This is a genomic window from Enterococcus sp. LJL90 (assembly GCF_056924355.1).
Genome location: NZ_JBXPBQ010000010.1, coordinates 17796 through 37594 on the forward strand (window position 1 = coordinate 17796; position 19799 = coordinate 37594).

The following is a 19799-nucleotide window of genomic DNA, read 5'->3' on the forward strand; positions in this document are numbered from 1 at the left end:
CTGCCTCCTAAAATTCAAAGCTAGTGTCCGGCGTCATTACCCGGCCCACATGTTCTGGTAATAATTGAATAAATGCTTCAGGGTCCTGTTGAATCACGGGAAAAGTATTATAGTGAATCGGCACCACTTGCTTGGCCTGCACTCGTTTGGCAGCCCGAGCAGCTTCTTCAGGCCCCATCGTAAAATTGTCACCGATTGGCAAAAAGGCCAAATCAATGTCGTGGGTTTCGCCGATTAAACTCATATCACTGAACTCAGCAGTATCGCCGGCGTGATAAATCGTTTTGCCTTCAATTTCTAAAATCATTCCGGCGGCTTCCCCCATATAGAGCAGTTGACCTTCATATTCATAGGCAGAGGAATGGAGCGCCGGCACTAATTTAACCGAGCCAAACGGAAATTCGAATTTGCCGCCTAAGTTTAAGCCGTGGCCTTTAATTCCAAAGCGGCCGAAGAAATTAACCAGCTCCACCATACCAATAACCTGTGCGTGATTTTTTTCGGCAATTTCCCGAGTGTCACCAATATGATCACCATGTCCGTGGGTTAACAAAATATAATCCACTTTTAAATCTGCTGGGTCTACCCGCGTCAGTGGATTGTCAGAAAGATAGGGATCAATTAAAAGTTTTTGGTTGTTTGCGAGTTCTATTAAAAATGCTGAATGTCCGAAATAAGTAATTTTCATCAGAATACCCTCCGTTTAACTAAAATCTGTGCTGTAAAAGTAATACAGTTTATCAAAACAATTATAACAGTTTTCCAAGCATTCTCCAATCAAGCTGACTGAAAGAAGCAAAAATTTTGGCCATTCACGCAAAAAAACCGAAAAAAATTGTTTAAATGAACTATTTTTGAAAGATGCTGCGTTTTTGATACAAAAATCAAAGTTACGTTTTATTGCTCCCAATTATTTAAGTAAAACAAAAAAGCTTGAAAACTCAGCGGCTGCTAAGCTCAAGCTTTTGGTTATTTGTTGTCTTCTTCAAAATACTCTTCGTAATCGCCATAATCCTCGAAAACGTCTGCTTGGGTATCGTTATTGGCGTCATCCAAGGCATCCATTCCTGTCAGCGCCTTATCCAAAGTATCAACCTCGGTGTTTTCCAGCAGCTGCGCTTTGTATTCCTCTTCTGATATGACTTTACCTGTTTTTTTATGTCTGAAAAATCTAGGCATCTTCTTCACCGCTTTCCTTAAGATACTTTTATTGTACGCTATCTTAAAAAAATTTACGACTATTAAGGCACTCGACCAGCAAGGCTTGACAATAAAAATTCAAAATTTTTATTTTTTGACGATGGCTGTCAGCTGCGGTTGAATAAATGCGATAAAATCTTTTACCGACAATTTGATTCCCTTACCTAATTCACCAGCAGAAACAACGATTTCTGGTAACTCTTGGACTTTTTCATCAATCAAAATTGGAAAGTCTGGATGATGTTTGCGAATGCCAAAAGGAGTATTGGCGCCATGCTCATAACCGGTTTGTTCGATGACATACTCAATCGGCGGTAAACCAATTTTACGATTGCCGGTAGCTTTGGCAACCGCTTTGTAATCCATGCGCTCAGTCAATGGTACTAAAGCAATCACAACACCTGTTTTATCGCCTTTTAAGACCAGTGTCTTGTAAATAATTTCTTTTGGAAAATTTAGTTGGTCCTCCAGCAATTCTTCTGTGCCATTGACTTCTTGGGTGGGAAATATGATGGCTTCATAGGGCACTTGATTTTCTGATAAATAGCTTTCAACTTCATTTTTATCGGCCATTGACTTTTCGCTCCTTGCGTATTCTAAGATAAGTAATTAACAATGCTACAAAACATAAAATAAATGAGCCTAAAAAGGCGATTTCCATGCCGAAAATAAAAATTTCCGGCCGCCCACTGATGTAAGTCGTCACCTTTTGACCATAGGCGACACTCATGGCTTGATAGAGAATCGTAGTGGATAACGCAATCCCGATTTCCATCCCAAAATTGCGGGCGAAACTATTTAAACTGCCGGCAATTCCCAAATTTTCTTTGCTAACGCTACTCATAATCATCGTGTTATTTGGTGATTGGAAGAGGGCATTACCTAAGCCCATTAAAGCTGTAAAGAGGCAAAAATACCACAAAGGTGTCGTTAAACCTAAAAACATGTAACCTAATTGGGCAGCTGCCAAAAGAATTAAGCCTGAAAACACTAATTTTTTAGCTCCCAGCACATCGGTTAAATAGCCGCTTAAAGGCGAGCCCACCACCATCATCAGCGGAAAGACCATCATTAAAATGCCGGCAAAACTGGCGCTGTAGCCAAGGGCATCTTGCAGGTAATAAGGCATGATAACATTGACAAAAAAGTTCGAGGCAAAAATAAAAACTGCTGTAACGAGGCCCATTGTAAAAATCCGATTGTCAAAAATTTTGAAGTCAATCAGCGGAGTTGTCTGCCGTTTTTCAAGACGGTAGAAAATAATAAAGGCCGCAACTGCTATCACCCATAGGCCAAGCACTTGCCAAGCGGTAAAACCTAGCTCTTGTCCGATAAAAATGCCGCCGAATAAACTGATAATGCCGATTGCAAAGACAATAAAGCCGGCAAAATCAATTTTTTCTTTGCTCTTTGTTAAATCTTTTGGTAAAAATTTTTCACCGATTACAATCGTAACGAGACCCACGGGAATATTAATCCAAAAAATATAAGGCCAGCTTAAATGGGATAAAATCAATCCGCCTAATCCCGGACCAGTGATTGAACCTAGTGATACAAAGGCACCAATCATCCCTAGCGCTCGACCCCGTTCTTTTAAAGGAAAAATTTCAGTAATAATACCGGAGTTGGTGGCCATCGTCATGCTAGCTCCAATCGCTTGGATCACTCGGCCGAATAATAAAAATAATAGCGAATGATTGAAGCCGCAGAGTAATGAGCCTAATACAAAAATAATTGTCCCAATCCGAAAAATTCGAATTTTGCCCCAGCTGTCACCAATTTTTCCAAACAGCAGCAGACAGGCGCAGACTACCATTAAATAAACGGATGCCACCCAGGCGGCTTGATTCATCAACACCCCTAAATCCTTTGAAATAGTCGGTAACGCAATGTTGACGATACTGGAATCAAGGGTCGACATAAAGGTGAACATCGCCACACAGACTAAAATCCACCAGCGTTGTTTTTGAACTTTGGCATCTTCTTGATAGGTTTTCATGCCACTCCTTCTTTCTGATAATTTTTTACAAAAGGAAAAGCCCGCCGACATCCGACAGGCCTGTTTCCTAGTTGCGACTGCGCTTGCGCTGCGTTGCCTCCATGATGACTGGTAAAATCACTGGGCGACGCTTCGTTTGTTCAAAGAGATAACGCCCTAGCTGATCACGAATGTCTTGTTTTAATTTGCTCCATTCAAAATCTTTACTTTGCAAATGCTTTTCAACAATTTCACTGATCATCTTACTGCATTCCTTCATCAAATCACGGCTGGTTTTAACATAGACAAAACCACGGGAGGTAATCTGTGGTGCCGAAACAATTTTTTGCTCTCGGCGATTGATGGTTACAACTGCCACAAAAATCCCATCTTCTGATAAAATTTTGCGATCCCGCAAAACAATATTGCCGATATCGCCGACACCTAAACCGTCAATCATCACATTATCTGCTGTTGTACTGCCAGCATAAGCCATTTTGCCTTTGGCGTATTCTAAAATATCGCCGCGGCCGGTGATGTAAATATCTTTATAAGCCATTCCCACTTCATGGGCTAAATCAGCGTGGGCAGCTAGCTGACGGTATTCCCCTTGGACGGGAATAAAATATTTTGGATTCATAAAGTTTAACATCAACTGTAAATCGTTGGCATTGGCATGGCCGGAGACCCGGAAATTTTCCGAAATCTGTTTGACGACGCCGCCTGCACGATAAATCATGTCCTCTGTTTTAGCCACGACTGTTTCCATGGCTGTCGTTGGCGTTGTGGTGATGTAAACCAAATCACCTTTTTCAATCCGCAATGAACGATGGGCACCATTGGCCATCCGTTGCAGCGATTTAATCGGCTCACCCATGCGGCCGCTTTCTAAAATCAGAATTTCATCTGGCGAATATTTTTTCATTTCCTTCAAGGTAACTAATAGGTCTTCACTCGGCAAATGCAGGCGATTTAATTTCATCGCCGTGCGGATGATTCTTTCGACATCCTGACCAGTTAAGACAACTTTACGATTGGCTTTAGCAGCTGCATTTAAAATTTGTTGAACCCGTTGCAGGTTGCTGGCAACGCTGGCAACAATAATGCGGCCTTCCCAATAGCGAATCGTGTCTAACACTTCGTCGGCAATTTCCCGCTCAGAAGCTGTTTGAACCGTGCTCTCAGCGTTAGAAGAATCACTTAAAAGTGCTAAGACGCCTTCTTTGCCAATTTCAGCTAAGCGACCGTAATCGGTCTTGTACATAGCCACAGCGCTTTGATCAAACTTAAAGTCGCCGGTGTAAACAATATTGCCTTCTTTAGTCTTTAAGTTAATTCCGACAGATTCAGGAATTGTATGGGTCGTTCTAAAAAAGCTGACGGTTGCATGGGCAAAATCGATTTCCGTATGCTCATCAATTACATGAAATTCATTGAACTGTTTGCTCTCGTCATTAGCATTGACGGATAATTTAGCCAATTCAATGGTCAAGGCTGTCCCGAAGACCGGTACATTCATTTTTGAAACAAAATAGGGTAAAGCTCCGATTGCATCAGCATGGCCGTGGGTCAGGAAGACTCCCGCCACTCGGTCAGCATTTTCTTCTAAATAAGTAAAGTCAGGAATCACGACATCGATTCCTAATAATTCGTTTTCTGGATATTTTAGTCCGCAATCAAGGACAAAAATTTCATCCTCCACCTCAACGACATACAGGTTTTTTCCATTTTCCCGGACACCGCCAAGAGGGATGATTTTAATGTTGCTCATTTTTTCACCTCTCTGAAGTAACTCGCCATACATAGGAAAGTCAGCCCTTCTAATAGAAGCGCTGAAGCCCGTTTTATAAGTCGAGAACTTTTAAAATTTGTTCTTTTTCAGTTTCTGAGCATTCCACCATCGGCAAACGTAGACCACCGGCTGGAATGTGCAGATAATTTAAAGCCATTTTAATTGCCGCTGGCGAAGGCACTGAAAACAGTGCGTTAATCTTCGGCAATAATTTTCTTTGTAGCGCCGCCGCTTGCGCTAGGCGGCCGGCTTCAAGATCTTGATACATTTGATAATATTGGTCGCCGTAAATATGACTGGCCACTGAGATAACCCCGTGTCCGCCTAAAACTTTTGTGTGAAAAGCCAAGCCGTCTTCACCGGTGTAGACTAAAAAGTCGGCCGGTGCATTTTCAATCAATTCAGTGATGGCTTCGATGCCAGCACATTCTTTAATGGCAACAATATTCTCTAACTCAGCTAGACGCAAAGTTGTTGCAACCGCTAAGCTAGCAACAGTTCGACCGGGTACATTATACAAAATAATCGGCAGGCTGCTGCTTTCGGCTATCGCTTTGAAATGCTGGTACAAACCTTCTTGATTCGGTTTATTGTAATAAGGCACCACGGCTAACCCCGCGGCAATCCCGCCGAGCGCTTCAACTTCTTTAACAAAATTAATCGTGTCACGGGTATCGTTGGTCCCGACGCCGACAATAATCGGCACCCGATTATCGACTAAGCGAATAACCTCTTTAAACAAAAGAAATTCTTCGTCATGGGTTAAAGTCGGCGATTCGCCGGTTGTTCCAGCCACCACCAAACCTTCTGTATGTGTGCTTAATAAGTGTTCAATTAATTCCGGCAAGCGGGTAAAGTCCACGTTCCCTTCCTCATCAAAGGGGGTAACCATGGCAGTAATAATCGTTGCACTTGTTAACTCCATTTTTCTCGACCTCTCATTAAAAAACTATTTCGCAGCAATTAAGCCCATTTCGTGCATTTTTTCGGCAATTTGAACGGAATTCCAGGCCGCTCCCTTTAAGAGATTGTCTGAAACCACCCACATATGAAAACCATTTGCGACATCTAAATCTTTTCTGATACGACCGACAAAGGTTTCTTTTTGGCCGACAGCATTTAAGGCCTGCGGATAAATTTGTTGACTTGGATCATCCTCTAAAACGGCTCCTGGAGCTGCCGCAATAACTTCTTTAATCCCGGCAACCGTTGCAGCGTCTTTGACTTCGATGTAAACTGACTCAGAGTGACCAGAGACAACCGGAATCCGCACACAGGTCGCCGCCACTTTAATGGCTTCGTCTCCCATGATTTTTTTGGTTTCATTGATCATCTTCCACTCTTCATAAGTGTAGCCTTCTTCGGCAAAGACATCAATTTGCGGCAAAGCATTAAAGGCAATCGGATAATGTTTTTTATCACTGCCGGCTGGTAAAATATTAGCGTCAATATCTTTAGTGGCAACCCCAGCTAAAAATTCCTGCGCCTGCACTTTTAATTCTTCAATCGCCTGTGCTCCCGCACCAGAAACCGCCTGATAAGTGGAGACAACAATCCGCTCTAAACCATATTTTTGACGAACTGGTTCTAAGGCCACCATCATTTGAATGGTGGAGCAATTAGGATTGGCAATAATTCCTTGATGTGCCCGCAAAGCTTCTGGATTGACCTCAGGAACCACTAAAGGAACATTCGGGTCCATCCGAAAATAGCTGGTATTATCGACGACAATTGCGCCTCGTTTAACAGCTTCAGGCGCAAAAGTTTTTGAAATCCCGCCACCTGCGCTAAACAAAGCAATGTCGATGCCCTCAAAAGATTCCGGAACTAATTCTTCAACAGTCAGCATCTGATCTTTAAAAGCTAATTGTTTGCCTGCAGAACGTTTTGATGCTAAAAGTTTAATTTCCTTAATCGGCAGTGTTGTTTCCGCCAACATTTCCAACATCTTGGTACCAACTGCGCCAGTCGCTCCCACAACGGCTATTTTATATCCTGCTTCCATCCGTGAATTCCTCCATATACGCCAGACTTTCAGCTCCCGACAAAAAGGCTGGACTTCCTTCATTTATTAATTTGCTTTTCCCATTTTACCACAAAAGTGCTAATTACTATAGGGATTGTCCTGCTAATTTGTAAATTGCTTAAGAAACAGCAGCCGGCTAAAATCAACGGGTTGACTGTTGAACTGACGAAGATAATTTTTTTCAAATAAAAAACCTCCTGAAAACTTCGGGAAAACCCAAAATTAACAGGAGGTAAAAAAGTTGAGGGGAATCAACTTATTCACGAAATTACTTATTGTGTTTAGACATTTTTGCTTTTAAGTCTTCGTAGCCTTCTTTGACATCTTCGCCAATTTCATCAGCTTTTTCTTTGACTTTATCGCCTAAATCACGAGCTTTACTTTTGGCATCGGCGCCTTTGGATTGGACCTTGCCTTCCATTTCTTTAGACTTGTCATCCGTTGCTTTGCCGTAAGCTTCTTTGCCTTCACCAGCAACTTTATCTTTTGCGTCATTCATTCGACCTTTTAAATCTGCCATGATTGATCGCCTCCTTTTGTTGATGAATTTATTGTATCATCCACAATTAAAAACGAAGAAAATCCAGCTCATTTTTACAGCAGACTCAGCCAAATTTTAGCACTATTAATCTCATCCATACTGACCTGATGCCCGTAATCAAAGGTGTTTGCGCTGATTTCTGCCTGGCGCCCTTCAAAATTATCGACCAATTCGGAAAATGCTGAATCCGAAACAATCGGATCATTTGTCCCTTTGGAAAGCCAAATTTTTTTATCGCTTAAATCGAAATCCTGCGTCTTAACCCCTAAAGACATCGGATGAAATAAAATGGCTTTGTTTAATTTGGTTTTTCGCTCCAATAGCAAATGCGCCGCAATATTGGCACCATTTGAATAGCCAACTAAAATCCAATCATCCAGTGGAACATTGGCCTTTGTGCTATGCTTTTCAATTTCTGCTAATAAATTATCGGTTTCTTTTTCTAAACTGGGAATGTCAAATTGATTTAACCCATTGCGCTTAAAAAAACGATTCATGCCATCTTCTTGGACATCTCCACGAAAAGATAAAATCGTACAGCTGCCATCAAGGAAACGGGCAATATCCACCAGCGACGTTTCATCGCCGCCAGTCCCGTGCAACAATAATAACTTTTTTCCTTGGCTTTGCCCTTCGTCAAAATAATATTCCATGTGCTTAAAACCTCCGTCCACTTACTTTTAATAAGCTAATCATAGCATCGGAAATATTTTTTGCCAATTAATTGGCTTTGGCTTTTCCTCTAAGCCCTCCCTGCAAAATTTATTAAGCACAAAAAACGGCAAGAGCCGTCGCCTAATTTTCTTCAAAAACTTTTTAATCCGTAAGGAAGTTTAAGAAAAAAATTGGCTATGCTCTTGCCGTTGTTCTGCATATTTTAATGGTATAAATCAAAGCGTCCTTTAGCGAGCATTTCTTTAATGCCGCCGGTTTCTAACAAGGAACGATCCAAAATCGCTTTTTTAATAAAGGAGGCTGGGTAGCCTTTGACTTCAGCGGCTCCCACTATACCAAAGGCATGGCTGTTGCCGATTGAAGCAACTGAGCCTAATGATTTAAAGGTAAACGGTGCAATCGTTTGGCCCTTTAAAGTTGCCAGTAAATGCTTGGCTGCATAATGACCCATTTTCAAAGAAATTTGTGCTGTTGTTGGATAAGGCCGTTTGCTAGTGGCATCCATTACAGCAGAGACATCCCCAATCACATAAATATTTTCATGATCTGGTGCTGTCAAATGGTCGGTAACGTTCACCCGACCCCGCCGTTGTTCAAAGCCTGATGCGCCAATCACATGACTGCCGCTGACACCAGTTGTCCAAATAATGGTTTTGGCGGTTAATTCTTTTAGAGCTTTGGTTTCTGCATCATCTTGATAGACGACAGTATCGGCTTTAATTTCTTTAATTGGTTTGCCGGTTAACAACTGAACTCCCCAAGATTTTAAATGGTCAATCCCGTAGGCAGCCAATTTTTCAGAAAACATCGGTAAGAGATGGTCAACCGCTTCGACACAATAAATTTGAATCTCTTCTGGTTTGACGCCGGCAATTTGTGCGTATTCTTTGCGGCCTTCTACTAAGGCGCCCAAGAGCTCAATTCCGGTAAAACCTGCACCACAGACAACAATTTTCAAATAGTTTTCGTCTTGGGTTTCTTGATATTTTTGCATCATTGCCAGAATATGTTGGTGAACAGCGTCAGCCGTTTCAACATTGACCATTGGTAGTGCAAATTCTTCAACACCGGCAATACCAAATGATTCTGACTCAAAGCCTAGAGCGACGATTAAATAATTGTAATTAATTTCTTTACCGTCTGCTAAGAGAACCGTTTGCTTTTCCGCATCAATTTTAGCGACTTCCCCTTTGATAAAGGTCGTCTTATTACTTTCCACCACATCTTCAATCAAGTAGCTGATTGATTCTTTGCTTTGGGTACCTGCGGCAACTTCATGCAAATCTGTAGCTTCATAATGATAATCGTTTTTGTCAATCAGTGTGATGTGCAAATCATCGGCCTTTTGCAGCGCTTTTAACGCCCGCAAACCCGCATAACCAGCACCTAAAATGACTACTTCCATCTTATTTCCCTCCTCCAATTTAGTGACAGGCAAACTTGTCTATCAGCTTGCTAACTTAAAACATACCGATTGCAAAGGTGACCACTTGAACTAACGCGCCAATCGCTAGAATCCTTACAGCATTGATAAAAGTTTGACTTTTAATCTGAACTTTTAGAAAGCTGCGAATTTGTTTTACAATCACTGGCAAAGCTAAAAAGCTTAGTAGCATAGTCCATGGAGCGATGCCGAATACAACGGCTAAAATTAAGGCCGCCCCTGCAATTAAGTTCATAAATAAGAATAACGCTAAAGCGCGTTTTTTTCCAAGATAATGAACGATTGTGAAGCGATTATTTTTTTCGTCCTCTTCTAGGTCGCAAATATTGTTGGCTAACATCAAATTAGCAATCCACATTGTATTAGGTAATGCAATTAAGGCAATTGAGCCCAGCGTCGCTAAATTCCATTGAAAAACATCAGAGGTATTCAGATAAACACAGATGAGCGAAATCATCATCCCCATTGTAAAGCCGGAAAAAAATTCTCCTAAAGGCAGACTCGACAGCGGCTTTGGTCCGGAAGAATAAAAAATTCCAACTAAATAGCAATAAAGCCCCATAAAAAAAAGCGGCCAGCCGACATAATAGGCCAAGACAATGCCCATAACAGCCGAAATCACAATCATCGTCACCATCATATTAAAAACTAATTTCAAGGATAAATTTTCTCGACCGATAATATTGGTTTTTTCCCGATAATCATGGACTTCGGTGGCGTGGTGGTAATCATTGTAATTATCTAAGATATCGACCGCCATATTAAAAATCACCATTGCGATGAAGTACAACACCACATAGCCCACCCGCACCTCGTGATAATTGTACCAACTATAACAAAGGCCGATAAAAAACGGCAAAATACTCGCCGTTTTTGCTTTTATTTCCACTAATTCTAAAAATACCGATAATTTCATTTCCGACTCCTTTTATGTTTCTGCCAATTCTCTGTGAGTAAAAGCTTCCTTCTTTATTTTCAGCCAAAAGAATCTTGGCAGATTAATTGTATTTCCGATAACTTCCATGTACAATAAAGCCGTACTAGCCGACTGTCAAAGGTGGACTAGCTTTTTTCTTTGTTTGCTTAAAAACAAATGCATTACGGCGGCACAGCTGGAGTTGAGAAAGGATTTACACATGTTTTCTTATTGGGATCAATACCCTAATATTAATACCCGTCTGACTGAGGTTTGTCAATTAATTGAACAGCGACTGACGGTCCGCAACCGGGAAATCTCGGCGGCTTTTTTAAAAATGAATCGGTCTGGTGGCAAACTTTTGCGCCCGGCTTTCTTTTATATCTTTGCAGAAATGGGCGAAAACGCGCCTGAGGATGCGCAGAATTTAGTCAAAGTGGCGGCATCTTTAGAGCTGTTGCATATGGCAAGCTTAATCCACGACGACATCATTGATGATTCGCCATTGCGGCGGGGCGCAATTACCCTGCAATCCGAATTTGGTAAGGATATTGCTGTCTATGCCGGCGATTATTTATTTACAGTTTTCTTTGAATTAGTGACAGAAGCCATCGACAATCAACAATTATTATTGCGTAATGCCCGCTCGATGAAAAATTTACTTTTAGGGGAATTAGACCAGATGAACAGCCGCTTCAATGCGGAAGAAACGCTGGCGGATTATTTTCAAACGATTGACGGCAAAACGGCGGAATTATTTGCCTTGAGTTGTTTGGAGGGGGCTTATTTTGCTGGCTTAACCGCAGAAGTTCAACAGCTAGCTGAAAATATCGGCCGCAATATCGGTCTAGCCTTTCAAATTTACGATGATATTTTAGATTATACGGCGACATCGGCCGAGCTGCATAAGCCAATTTTAGAGGATTTAGCTCAAGGAGTTTATACACTGCCCCTACTTTTGGCGAAGGAAAAAAATCCCGCTGCCTTCAGCTTCTACTTTGAAAAAGGCCATTTAATCAGCGAAGCCGAAGCGAAAAAAATCGCACAATTAGTAGTGGCCAACGATGGCGTCTTGGCGGCAAAAAAATACGCCAATGATTTTTCAGCCCAAGCACTGGCAGATATTGAAAAACTGCCAGCAGGTAAATCAAAAAAACAATTATTAAAACTAACGAAATTATTATTGAAACGCAGTCATTAAAAAACAGTGAAGGGGTAAAAGCGCCCCTTCACTGTTTTTGATTTTATTTTTGCTAGGTGAGTTACTGAAAATCAGCCTAAATTTGCCTGCATCACTGTTTTCCTGCTGGACTTTTTGAATTCAGCCGAATAATAATCAGCAATACCACACCGATAAAAAGGGATGAGAGGCTACCTACTGCTAAGTAGAAACTGATGGTTTTGGCAAACTCAAAAAATTGGGCAAAACTACAGAGGATAGCCAAACTAATACCCATCCAACAAAAGCCGTTTCTGATTGTCCCGTATTTTTCTTCCATTACTTTACTCCTTGGTTTAAAAAACTCTTCAAACGTTTTTCCCAAAATCACAACAAGCTAGTCGTTTAAACTAATCTTTAGTAAAACCAAATCTACGATAGCTGACCATAAAAATGGCGATGGCGACGACAAAGCTGCCGAATAAAACTAGCCAATCTTGTGTGGTGAGAGCTCCTCGGTTACCTTCTGAAATCGAGGTAATTAAGTTGGTGACCACTCCTGTATAAAGGAAATCACTGAAGGTTTTCAACCCCTCCACCATCGTCGAAAACATTGGAACCATCATCAAAACCAGCATAATCATCGTTGCAATATTTCCAGAAGACATTTGATTTTTGGCAAATAAACCAATGACCATGCCAATCACACAGCTGATAAGACTAGCGATAGCTGTAACCACCATAAATAGTGGAATATTAATCAAGTTTAAATCCAAGCCACTTAAAAATAAAACACAGACGTTAATTACTAGAGACACACAGAAGGTCGGAACAACTGCCGCGATAAAATATTCCAAGCTACTAACAGAAGAGGTCATCAAGACCCGCAGTGTATTTTTTTCTTTTTCCTTAGCCAACATGTTAGCCGGCATCAACAGAGAAATCATCACAATATTAAAGGTTACTCCTAAATTTAAGACCATGCTAAAAATAGAAGTCGGCGGGGTTTCTCCGGCCAGCATATTTTCATACAACAGACGAAACCCAACCACCATTGCCGGTACTAAGATAGCGCTCAGCAAAAAGGTTTTATTTTTCAGCAGCTCCTTAAATTTGAAAATAGTTAAAGCGCCGGTTTTTTGTAGTGACATATTCATTAGCTTAACTCCCTTCCAGTAACTTCTAAAAAGACTGATTCCAGTGTCGGTTCACAGGAATGAATGGTTTCTAATAAATCTTCTGAAATCCATTCGGAAATCTGGCGGATATTTTCCGGTGTCTGTTCCAGTACGTACTCTTCGCTGGAATTGAGCATCACCCGATATTGCTTGTTAGTGTTATAGCGCAGACAAACTTCCTGCGGAGTGCCAAACTCAACAATATGGCCTTCATTTAATAAAGCCACATGATTACATAGCTTGGTAGCTTCCTCCATATTATGTGTGGTCAGAAAAATCCCCATGCCCGCTTCTTTTAATTCCAACAGTAAACGGTGAATTTCTAGCGCTGTGGTGGGATCTAAGCCAGAAGTCGGTTCATCTAAAAATAAAAGTTTCGGTTGATGCAAAACGGCCCGGGCTAAAATCAACCGCTGTCCTTGGCCCTTGGATAATTTTCCTGCCAATTGATTTTTTTGTTCGGTCAATCCAACGCGGTCAATTAACTCGTTGACCCGTTCTTTTTTTACCTTTAACAGATTGGCAAACAGCATCAAGTTGTCAAATACGCTGAATTCTTCATAAAAACCAGAAGCATCTGTGACAATGCCGATTTGCTCATAAATTTTTTCGTTGATTTCACGAGTGTCTTGACCGAGAATAATCGCTTCCCCACTGGTTTGCGTCATTTGTCCTGTCAAAATTTTAATGGTGGTCGTTTTCCCAGCCCCAGATGGTCCTAAAAACCCTAAAATTTCGCCTTCAGAAATGGTCATATTAATATCCTTTAAGGCTTCTTTGTTGCCAAAGCTTTTGGAAATATGTTTTAACTTTAATAATTGCGTCATTTTTTTCAGCTCCTTTGAGAATAAGTTTAAGGCAGTTGCCCTTTAAACGGCTATAACTGTCAAAAAAAGACCGAATTTTGTCATTTTCGGTTTTTAATAGCTAAATTTAGTTTTGCCAATCGTCAAAATTTGAATAAATTGCCCGTCTCTAAGGCGGGTCTCGCTGACAATATGAGGATAGCGGGACAAAATTTCCTTGAGAATGCCTAAACCTAAGCCACGATTTTTCCCCTTAGTTGAATAACCACTCTGCCAGATTTTTTGCAAATCCAAGGAAGAATCTTCAATTGGATTTTTTACTAAGATAATCAACTCTTCGTCTTGGATAAAGGCCACCTGCACTTGTTTCTTCTCAGTTTTTGCGGCAGCCTCAAGCGCATTGTCTAGTAAAATCCCCAGGCTGCGCAGCAAATCACTGCTCTCCATGGCAATCGAAGCAATCGGTTCAATTGCTTCGATTATCAGCTGTACGCCATTTTCTTCACCTGCGACGATTTTTGTCATCAAGAGAGTCTTGACCTCAATATTTTTAATATTGGTCAGCTGATTGGCCTGTTGAATACTCAGCTGCAGCCCTTGATCCATTTTCAGCAGTTTTTGACTGATATACTTCTGCGCCGCTACCAAATCCCCCGCCTCCATATGAGCGTAAGCACCAGCTGCGACATTTTTATAATCATGTTGAATTTTACGCAGTTCCTGTTGAATTTTCTCTAACCGATTGACATAGATTTGTTGCTGCTGCACTAAAAGCTCTGAATTTTTTAAACGCTGCTCTCTAAAATACTGCCAAAAAAGAAAGAGACTTAACGCCAGCACTAATAAATACGAAGCCCCCCAAAAAATCAGCGTCACCATGGATTGATTTTGCGCAGACTGTAAAACTGAGTGGATGATAACTTGCAAAATAAAATAGACAACAAGACTGATGATAAATGTAAAGTTGGGAAAGGCTAAGACCTTTTGGAAAATGCGAAAGGCCTTCCTTCTAGAAAACCATTGAAAAAAGAAAATGATGGCTGCAGCAGACAACAGCCCATCTCCTAACACATAAGCATAATATCCCCAAGTCGTGTTTAAGAAAGACTGTAGTAAGAGCCGTAAAATTGCCGCTGAAAAAACTTGAAAAAAACTGACAAATAGCGACACACAGACAAAAACAAAAAAGATGATGCGCTTTTTAACCTGCGGAAAAATGTACTGGTGAACAAAAATGCCTATGATAGTCGTCAGCACATCGACGGCCATAATAATGGCAGTAAAGCCCAGCCATGTTTGAATTTCTAGAAACGGCAAGTAAGCTAGCATTGCTGTCAGACCGCCATAAAGAGATAACCCTGCGTAAATCAGCCATTTATATTTTCTAGGGCTGACGGTCCTAGTTAAATTACGAATACCTAAATAAATGGCCACCTGCCAGCTAAAATTCATGATGGTTGTGATGACCACAACACTGATTAATCCCATAACAACCCCTCATTTTTGTGGAGTGCCAAGTATTCCTTCAATGCCCGCTTGCCTTGACGGGATAATAAGCAGGTGGCGTTATTTTGCATAACCAATTGATTGTCGCCAAAATTAATTTCTGCAATACTACTGGCCTTGACCAAATAAGAGCGATGGACTTTAATAAAATCAGCGCCGACTTCCTCTTGAACCTTTTTTAAATCTCCACGAAATTCAATCCGCCGATTTTTCGAATGAAGGACTAACCGATGGGGAGCAGCTGTTTCAAAAAAGATAATCTCAGCTAGCGGGATTTGATAACTAGTGTCCCCCTTAATTGTATAATAGGTCTGTTCACTACTAATATCACTAGAAATCAGCTGATTGATGTCACTCAGACATTGTTGCACCTGCTGTTTTAATAATTCCGGCTGATCTTTTTCTAAATAGCTCATCGCCTCCAGACGATATTTAAAAGTTTCAAAAATCAGCTCTTCATGGGTAGTAACAAAAACTAAAAAGCCTCTGGCATCCAGTTTGCGGATTTCTTTGGCCAAGGTAAAGCCGTTATAATCTGGATGCTGTAAATCCACATCAAAGAAATAAATTGCTGGCTGTTGCTGGCTTTCCCGGTGCTTGATTACAGCACAAGGATCCGCTGTCGCCAAGACAATCTCCATGTCATAATCATAAATCAATAAAAAATTTTCAATCATTTTCTGCAGAAATTCACGGGCCGGCCGCTCATCCTCACAAATATAAATCGGTACCATTCAAACACCCCTATAGTCCTTTTCCTTTTTCTAACCAACCAATAAAATTCAAACCAACAGAGAAGCAGGTTTGCTAATAGCTAAAGCAGAGCTAAACTTCGTAAACCCTATCTAGCAAAAGCCACGAAATATTATCAATCTGCTTTTGAGACCTAATGGGCCGCAGAAGCACACATACTTTTTTCTCACAAATTGCTAAACCATAGAAACAAACAATCTATAGCGCAGGATTTCAACCAGTAAAAAGACTAATGTCACAATTTTTGATTATTTTCAGTATTGCTTCGCAGTTGAAGTACCTAAAAATTTCTCTTCATCTGCACCACTCTTGAAATCATCATACCCATTAAAAAGTTAAAATTTGCTTCAAATTTTAATTAGCCTTAGTGCCATGTAAAAGTAAAATTTGTTGAAAATAGCCGGCCTCAAGACGCGTTTCCACAAAGAAATTATGGTAGCGGCGACTAATTTCTTTCAGGATGCTCAGACCTAAACCACGATTGCTACCTTTTGTGGAGTAACCGGCTTGAAAAATTTTTTGCAAATCAACCTGTTGGCAAGTGGCATTCTTAATACTTATCGTTAAGACTTCTGATTCCTGCAAAAATAGTACCTGCACCGTTTTAACTTCTGCTGCTTCCGCCGCCTCAATTGCATTGTCTAAGACGATGCCTAAACAACGTAATAAATCACTGATTTCGATTGCCACGTTGGTAACCGGCAGCAGCACTTCTAAGGTCATATTGACACCATTTTTTTCTGCTAGCATCAGCTTGCTCAATAGTAAAGCCTTCAATTCAGCGACTTCAACCTGGGTCAATTGGTTCATCTGTTGAATATCCAATTGCAAATTTTGATCCAGCTGTAAAAATTTTTCATTCAGATACTTTTTAGCCCCCGCTAAGTCCCCCGCCTCCACTTGCGCATACAGACCCGTGGCGACATTTTTATAATCATGGTGAACTTTGCGCAGCTCCAATTGAACTTTTTCCAAGCGCTGCAAATAGTTTTGCTGTTGCAGGCGTAATAATTCTGCATTCGCAAATTTCTTTTCTCGAAAATACTGCCAGAAAATTATAAAAATGACGAGAATCAAAAAAAGATTGTTCAGGGCATATAGCGGACGCCAAAAAGCTACTTTTTCAATTAGAAAGTTCGTAAAAAACGAAAAAGCTGTTTCTAAGACAAAATAAGCGACCATAAAAATGAAAATAAATCGAAAGGAGGGCAGGCTTTTTCTCAGTACCCTATAAAAATTACTGCGTTTTAATAGGATTAAGATGGCCATTATCCCTAAAGACGGTCCAACTGCTAAAAGAAGTTTCACTAGATAAGGGAAATTTGTAGCATTAAAGAAATTAGGCACTATGATATTTTGCAAGCTTTCGACAAATTCAACGGTAGCCAGTAGGAAAACACCGGCGGAAAAAATAACTCTTCTGGTAATAAGTGGATACAGATAGTGAATGAAACAGGCTTGAACTATTTGCATTAAGACTGCCAGCACCAGAACAAACACACTGAGGTCGTAATAACCCTTTTCTTCAATTTCAGAAAAAACTAAGGAACTTCCCAATAAGGAACTAGCTAGGGCATAGCCTACATACAGCAACGGTACAAAGGAACGCTGACTTGGTACACCATTTAACTGTTTTACAAAAGCAGCAATCATCACTAATTGTCCTAAAAGATATCCCCAGTTTAAAACAACATAGGCTGCATAACTCAAGTCAGTCCCCCCCCTTTTCACTTAAAAACAAAACACCACAGAAGTTCTATAAAAAAATCTTAGACTGTTTTCATAACAAAAATTAAGCTGAAGCAATTTTCATCCGACAATTATTAGACAAGGCAGGTCAAGAAAAAATCGATTTTTGTTGATGGTGGTAAGCCTGCATCTCGCGTTTCGGAAGAAAGTTTTTTGCAACTTTACATCCAATTGTCTTTTTAATCAAAATTTTAACATTTTTTAATAATAAATGCGATGGAAAACACAAAAAAGCCGCAACTTTATCGAAGGGCCAATAACAATCTCAAAGTTTTCTCCTTTGTAAAGGGACAAAAAAGGGACAAATGTGAGCATCCAGCCAAACATTGACTACAGTCTCTGTATCTTTGATAAATTATTTTGTTTCCAAAGTTGCGACCAACTAATTCAATTTTTTAGAAGAAATGCACGTACAGGTAATGGGCGCTGGCTAAAATAGCTAATTCATAGACAACATCGCGACCAATTTTAAAAAAGCGGTTTTTAACAACAATCCATTTATTTTTTAGTTTCTCGGTGATTTTCATAGAATCAGCCTCCTTTATGCTCTTCAGCTTAGGTCAAGAAGATTAAGCAGAGCTTAAATTGGCAGTAAGAAAAGCTTAAGGGGTAATTTTTCAGAAATTCGCCACATTTTTTTCTTATTTGAATAATTGAGATTGTTTCAGACTGAGTCACTTGAATTTTTCCCGTGGACTTTTTAAGCCAGTTCACGAGATTGTTAAACAGCTAAAAGCACCTAAAACTTTTCTTTGATTGGATTAGCAATTAGCAAACTAAAGCCCCTTTTTCAGCATTAATTTTTCCGCAAAAAATCTTCCTCCGCAAATTCCGGATTCGGATAGCTATAAAAACCGCGGCCATTTGCTTGACCATAATAGCCTTTATCTAAGTACTCATTTTTTAGATGGTCGGCAATCTTTTGATAATGGTTGTCGGGTTCCTCAGCTGCGTCGGCAGAATTTTGGAAAATATTGTATGCTGTCTGCAAGCCAATTACGTCTAAGGTCATAAAAGGTCCACTCGGTGCTCCGGTAGAAATCATCCAAGTTCTATCAATCGTCACCGGATCAGCGATACCTGTCACCAACAAATTCAATGAAGCGTCTAAAAACGGTCCTAGCAATGAATTCATGATATACTCCGGCTGTTCTTTTTCAATCTTGATTGGCACCATCCCCATCGCTTCGGCAAAATGCATTACCTCTTTTACAACATTGGGATCAGTTTTTTCATGGGCCATCACCTCGGCAATATTTTTTTGCCAAATTTCATTGGAAAAATGCATCGCTAGAAATTTTTCCGGACGGCCTGATACTTCAGCAAATTGACTAGGCAGAAAAGTCGAACTATTGCTGGCAAAAATTGTTTTTGCCGGGGCAACCTTCGCCAATTTTTGATAAAAATCTTTTTTGATAGCAACCTGCTCCGGGACAGCCTCTATTAAATAATCAGCTTCGGCAACAGCTGCCTGCAAATCGTCTGTAAAATGCAGGCTTTGTGCTGCTTTTTCCACCTGTTTTACTTGTTCAGCCACTTTTTCCTTCATTATTTGCGATATCGCTGGTAATAAATTACGATTGTAGCTCAAAGCATCCTCGTAAATTTCCGCTTGCTCAACAGCTTCCTGCAACTCTTCTGTATAGCGTTCGACTAATTTATTAATAGCTTGTTTCCCTTTTGAAATAGCCGCCGCATCGATATCGTAAATTGTCACCTCAAAGCCTTTAAAGGCAATCTGAAAAGCAATTTGACTGCCTAAAACACCGCTGCCGGCAACGGTAATCTTTTTAAAATCCATTAAAATTTCCTCCTAAAATTTCGCATTTAGTAACAATTGTTATCATAACGTGCAGAAATTTTAGAAGGCAAAAACGATGCTTTAAAAAAGCTCTCTGAACTATTTTTTTAGTTTGCAGCAAAAAGATTTAAGCAGTTAACACCGGAAGAAATCCCCCTTTTTATTGCCAAAAATTGCGGAAAAGTCTTTTACGATAGGCTTTTGTCGGTTTAGTGCTCGAGTTAATAATTGATCTAAAAAGAGAGCTTGTTACTGCCTTGACAACTCTTCAATAT

The 19799-nt window shown here is 40.4% G+C and carries 20 protein-coding genes; 1 reads left to right on the forward strand and 19 read right to left on the reverse strand.

The window, feature by feature from the left end; translation table 11 throughout:
• Positions 1 to 7: 7 nt before the first annotated feature.
• The 11 genes from AC1Z3S_RS17115 to AC1Z3S_RS17165 all read right to left on the reverse strand — a co-directional run bounded on the left by AC1Z3S_RS17115 (position 8) and on the right by AC1Z3S_RS17165 (position 10572).
• On the reverse strand, positions 8 to 688 hold the full coding sequence (locus AC1Z3S_RS17115; protein WP_461741356.1) for a metal-dependent hydrolase: 681 nt from the start codon (positions 686 to 688) through the stop codon (positions 8 to 10).
• A gap of 281 nt (positions 689 to 969) precedes the next feature.
• Positions 970 to 1179, reverse strand: coding sequence for a hypothetical protein (locus tag AC1Z3S_RS17120; protein ID WP_461741357.1), 210 nt, complete (start codon positions 1177 to 1179; stop codon positions 970 to 972).
• A 108-nt stretch (positions 1180 to 1287) separates the two neighbouring features.
• Complete coding sequence (locus AC1Z3S_RS17125) at positions 1288 to 1773, reverse strand: YbaK/EbsC family protein (protein ID WP_461741358.1); 486 nt, start codon at positions 1771 to 1773, stop codon at positions 1288 to 1290.
• Positions 1763 to 3199 (reverse strand): MFS transporter, encoded by a 1437-nt coding sequence (locus tag AC1Z3S_RS17130; protein ID WP_461741359.1) that lies wholly within the window; start codon positions 3197 to 3199, stop codon positions 1763 to 1765. The genes AC1Z3S_RS17125 and AC1Z3S_RS17130 overlap by 11 nt, the downstream gene beginning before the upstream one ends.
• Before the next feature lie 67 nt (positions 3200 to 3266).
• Positions 3267 to 4949: a ribonuclease J gene (locus tag AC1Z3S_RS17135; protein WP_461741360.1), complete on the reverse strand. Its 1683-nt coding sequence runs from the start codon at positions 4947 to 4949 to the stop codon at positions 3267 to 3269.
• A 73-nt stretch (positions 4950 to 5022) separates the two neighbouring features.
• Positions 5023 to 5895, reverse strand: a complete 873-nt coding sequence (gene dapA / locus AC1Z3S_RS17140) for a 4-hydroxy-tetrahydrodipicolinate synthase (protein WP_461741361.1) — start codon at positions 5893 to 5895, stop codon at positions 5023 to 5025.
• Between the two features lie 24 nt (positions 5896 to 5919).
• Positions 5920 to 6975 (reverse strand): aspartate-semialdehyde dehydrogenase, encoded by a 1056-nt coding sequence (locus AC1Z3S_RS17145; RefSeq protein ID WP_461741362.1) that lies wholly within the window; start codon positions 6973 to 6975, stop codon positions 5920 to 5922.
• A 289-nt stretch (positions 6976 to 7264) separates the two neighbouring features.
• Positions 7265 to 7516, reverse strand: coding sequence for a hypothetical protein (locus tag AC1Z3S_RS17150; RefSeq protein WP_461741363.1), 252 nt, complete (start codon positions 7514 to 7516; stop codon positions 7265 to 7267).
• 74 nt (positions 7517 to 7590) lie between these two features.
• Entirely contained in the window at positions 7591 to 8190 is a 600-nt protein-coding gene (locus AC1Z3S_RS17155; protein WP_461741364.1) for an alpha/beta hydrolase, read from the reverse strand.
• A 224-nt stretch (positions 8191 to 8414) separates the two neighbouring features.
• On the reverse strand, positions 8415 to 9617 hold the full coding sequence (locus AC1Z3S_RS17160) for an NAD(P)/FAD-dependent oxidoreductase (RefSeq protein WP_461741365.1): 1203 nt from the start codon (positions 9615 to 9617) through the stop codon (positions 8415 to 8417).
• 55 nt (positions 9618 to 9672) lie between these two features.
• On the reverse strand, positions 9673 to 10572 hold the full coding sequence (locus AC1Z3S_RS17165) for a prenyltransferase (RefSeq protein WP_461741366.1): 900 nt from the start codon (positions 10570 to 10572) through the stop codon (positions 9673 to 9675).
• Positions 10573 to 10792: 220 nt separating this feature from the next.
• On the opposite strand from AC1Z3S_RS17165, the gene AC1Z3S_RS17170 reads away from it, so the two are divergent.
• On the forward strand, positions 10793 to 11773 hold the full coding sequence (locus AC1Z3S_RS17170) for a polyprenyl synthetase family protein (protein ID WP_461741367.1): 981 nt from the start codon (positions 10793 to 10795) through the stop codon (positions 11771 to 11773).
• A 91-nt stretch (positions 11774 to 11864) separates the two neighbouring features.
• Here AC1Z3S_RS17170 and AC1Z3S_RS17175 read toward each other — a convergent pair whose 3' ends face one another.
• From AC1Z3S_RS17175 to AC1Z3S_RS17210, 8 genes are all read right to left on the reverse strand, one after another.
• Positions 11865 to 12071 carry a hypothetical protein gene (locus tag AC1Z3S_RS17175; RefSeq protein WP_461741368.1) on the reverse strand — a complete coding sequence of 69 codons (207 nt, stop codon included), beginning with the start codon at positions 12069 to 12071 and terminating at the stop codon, positions 11865 to 11867.
• Between the two features lie 70 nt (positions 12072 to 12141).
• On the reverse strand, positions 12142 to 12888 hold the full coding sequence (locus AC1Z3S_RS17180; RefSeq protein WP_461741369.1) for an ABC transporter permease: 747 nt from the start codon (positions 12886 to 12888) through the stop codon (positions 12142 to 12144).
• Entirely contained in the window at positions 12888 to 13736 is an 849-nt protein-coding gene (locus AC1Z3S_RS17185) for an ABC transporter ATP-binding protein (protein WP_461741370.1), read from the reverse strand. The genes AC1Z3S_RS17180 and AC1Z3S_RS17185 overlap by 1 nt, the downstream gene beginning before the upstream one ends.
• A 93-nt stretch (positions 13737 to 13829) precedes the next feature.
• Positions 13830 to 15203: a sensor histidine kinase gene (locus AC1Z3S_RS17190; protein ID WP_461741371.1), complete on the reverse strand. Its 1374-nt coding sequence runs from the start codon at positions 15201 to 15203 to the stop codon at positions 13830 to 13832.
• Positions 15194 to 15955, reverse strand: coding sequence for a LytR/AlgR family response regulator transcription factor (locus AC1Z3S_RS17195; protein ID WP_461741372.1), 762 nt, complete (start codon positions 15953 to 15955; stop codon positions 15194 to 15196). The genes AC1Z3S_RS17190 and AC1Z3S_RS17195 overlap by 10 nt, the downstream gene beginning before the upstream one ends.
• Before the next feature lie 373 nt (positions 15956 to 16328).
• Positions 16329 to 17684 carry a sensor histidine kinase gene (locus AC1Z3S_RS17200; RefSeq protein ID WP_461741373.1) on the reverse strand — a complete coding sequence of 452 codons (1356 nt, stop codon included), beginning with the start codon at positions 17682 to 17684 and terminating at the stop codon, positions 16329 to 16331.
• A 434-nt stretch (positions 17685 to 18118) separates the two neighbouring features.
• Complete coding sequence (locus tag AC1Z3S_RS17205) at positions 18119 to 18250, reverse strand: hypothetical protein (protein WP_461738342.1); 132 nt, start codon at positions 18248 to 18250, stop codon at positions 18119 to 18121.
• Between the two features lie 269 nt (positions 18251 to 18519).
• Positions 18520 to 19524, reverse strand: coding sequence for a 3-hydroxyacyl-CoA dehydrogenase (locus AC1Z3S_RS17210; RefSeq protein WP_461741374.1), 1005 nt, complete (start codon positions 19522 to 19524; stop codon positions 18520 to 18522).
• Between the last annotated feature and the right edge of the window lie 275 nt (positions 19525 to 19799).

What these genes read in the sequence shown, in the direction of transcription:
- AC1Z3S_RS17185 (WP_461741370.1), bottom strand. Translation starts at nt 13,736, where the DNA reads ATGACGCAATTATTAAAGTTAAAACATATTTCCAAAAGCTTTGGCAAC.
- AC1Z3S_RS17155 (WP_461741364.1), bottom strand. Translation starts at nt 8,190, where the DNA reads ATGGAATATTATTTTGACGAAGGGCAAAGCCAAGGAAAAAAGTTATTA.
- AC1Z3S_RS17130 (WP_461741359.1), bottom strand. Translation starts at nt 3,199, where the DNA reads ATGAAAACCTATCAAGAAGATGCCAAAGTTCAAAAACAACGCTGGTGG.
- AC1Z3S_RS17150 (WP_461741363.1), bottom strand. Translation starts at nt 7,516, where the DNA reads ATGGCAGATTTAAAAGGTCGAATGAATGACGCAAAAGATAAAGTTGCT.
- AC1Z3S_RS17120 (WP_461741357.1), bottom strand. Translation starts at nt 1,179, where the DNA reads ATGCCTAGATTTTTCAGACATAAAAAAACAGGTAAAGTCATATCAGAA.
- AC1Z3S_RS17145 (WP_461741362.1), bottom strand. Translation starts at nt 6,975, where the DNA reads ATGGAAGCAGGATATAAAATAGCCGTTGTGGGAGCGACTGGCGCAGTT.
- AC1Z3S_RS17160 (WP_461741365.1), bottom strand. Translation starts at nt 9,617, where the DNA reads ATGGAAGTAGTCATTTTAGGTGCTGGTTATGCGGGTTTGCGGGCGTTA.
- dapA (WP_461741361.1), bottom strand. Translation starts at nt 5,895, where the DNA reads ATGGAGTTAACAAGTGCAACGATTATTACTGCCATGGTTACCCCCTTT.
- AC1Z3S_RS17180 (WP_461741369.1), bottom strand. Translation starts at nt 12,888, where the DNA reads ATGAATATGTCACTACAAAAAACCGGCGCTTTAACTATTTTCAAATTT.
- AC1Z3S_RS17205 (WP_461738342.1), bottom strand. Translation starts at nt 18,250, where the DNA reads ATGAAAATCACCGAGAAACTAAAAAATAAATGGATTGTTGTTAAAAAC.
- AC1Z3S_RS17210 (WP_461741374.1), bottom strand. Translation starts at nt 19,524, where the DNA reads ATGGATTTTAAAAAGATTACCGTTGCCGGCAGCGGTGTTTTAGGCAGT.
- AC1Z3S_RS17135 (WP_461741360.1), bottom strand. Translation starts at nt 4,949, where the DNA reads ATGAGCAACATTAAAATCATCCCTCTTGGCGGTGTCCGGGAAAATGGA.
- AC1Z3S_RS17165 (WP_461741366.1), bottom strand. Translation starts at nt 10,572, where the DNA reads ATGAAATTATCGGTATTTTTAGAATTAGTGGAAATAAAAGCAAAAACG.
- AC1Z3S_RS17190 (WP_461741371.1), bottom strand. Translation starts at nt 15,203, where the DNA reads ATGGGATTAATCAGTGTTGTGGTCATCACAACCATCATGAATTTTAGC.
- AC1Z3S_RS17195 (WP_461741372.1), bottom strand. Translation starts at nt 15,955, where the DNA reads ATGGTACCGATTTATATTTGTGAGGATGAGCGGCCGGCCCGTGAATTT.
- AC1Z3S_RS17115 (WP_461741356.1), bottom strand. Translation starts at nt 688, where the DNA reads ATGAAAATTACTTATTTCGGACATTCAGCATTTTTAATAGAACTCGCA.
- AC1Z3S_RS17125 (WP_461741358.1), bottom strand. Translation starts at nt 1,773, where the DNA reads ATGGCCGATAAAAATGAAGTTGAAAGCTATTTATCAGAAAATCAAGTG.
- AC1Z3S_RS17175 (WP_461741368.1), bottom strand. Translation starts at nt 12,071, where the DNA reads ATGGAAGAAAAATACGGGACAATCAGAAACGGCTTTTGTTGGATGGGT.
- AC1Z3S_RS17170 (WP_461741367.1), top strand. Translation starts at nt 10,793, where the DNA reads ATGTTTTCTTATTGGGATCAATACCCTAATATTAATACCCGTCTGACT.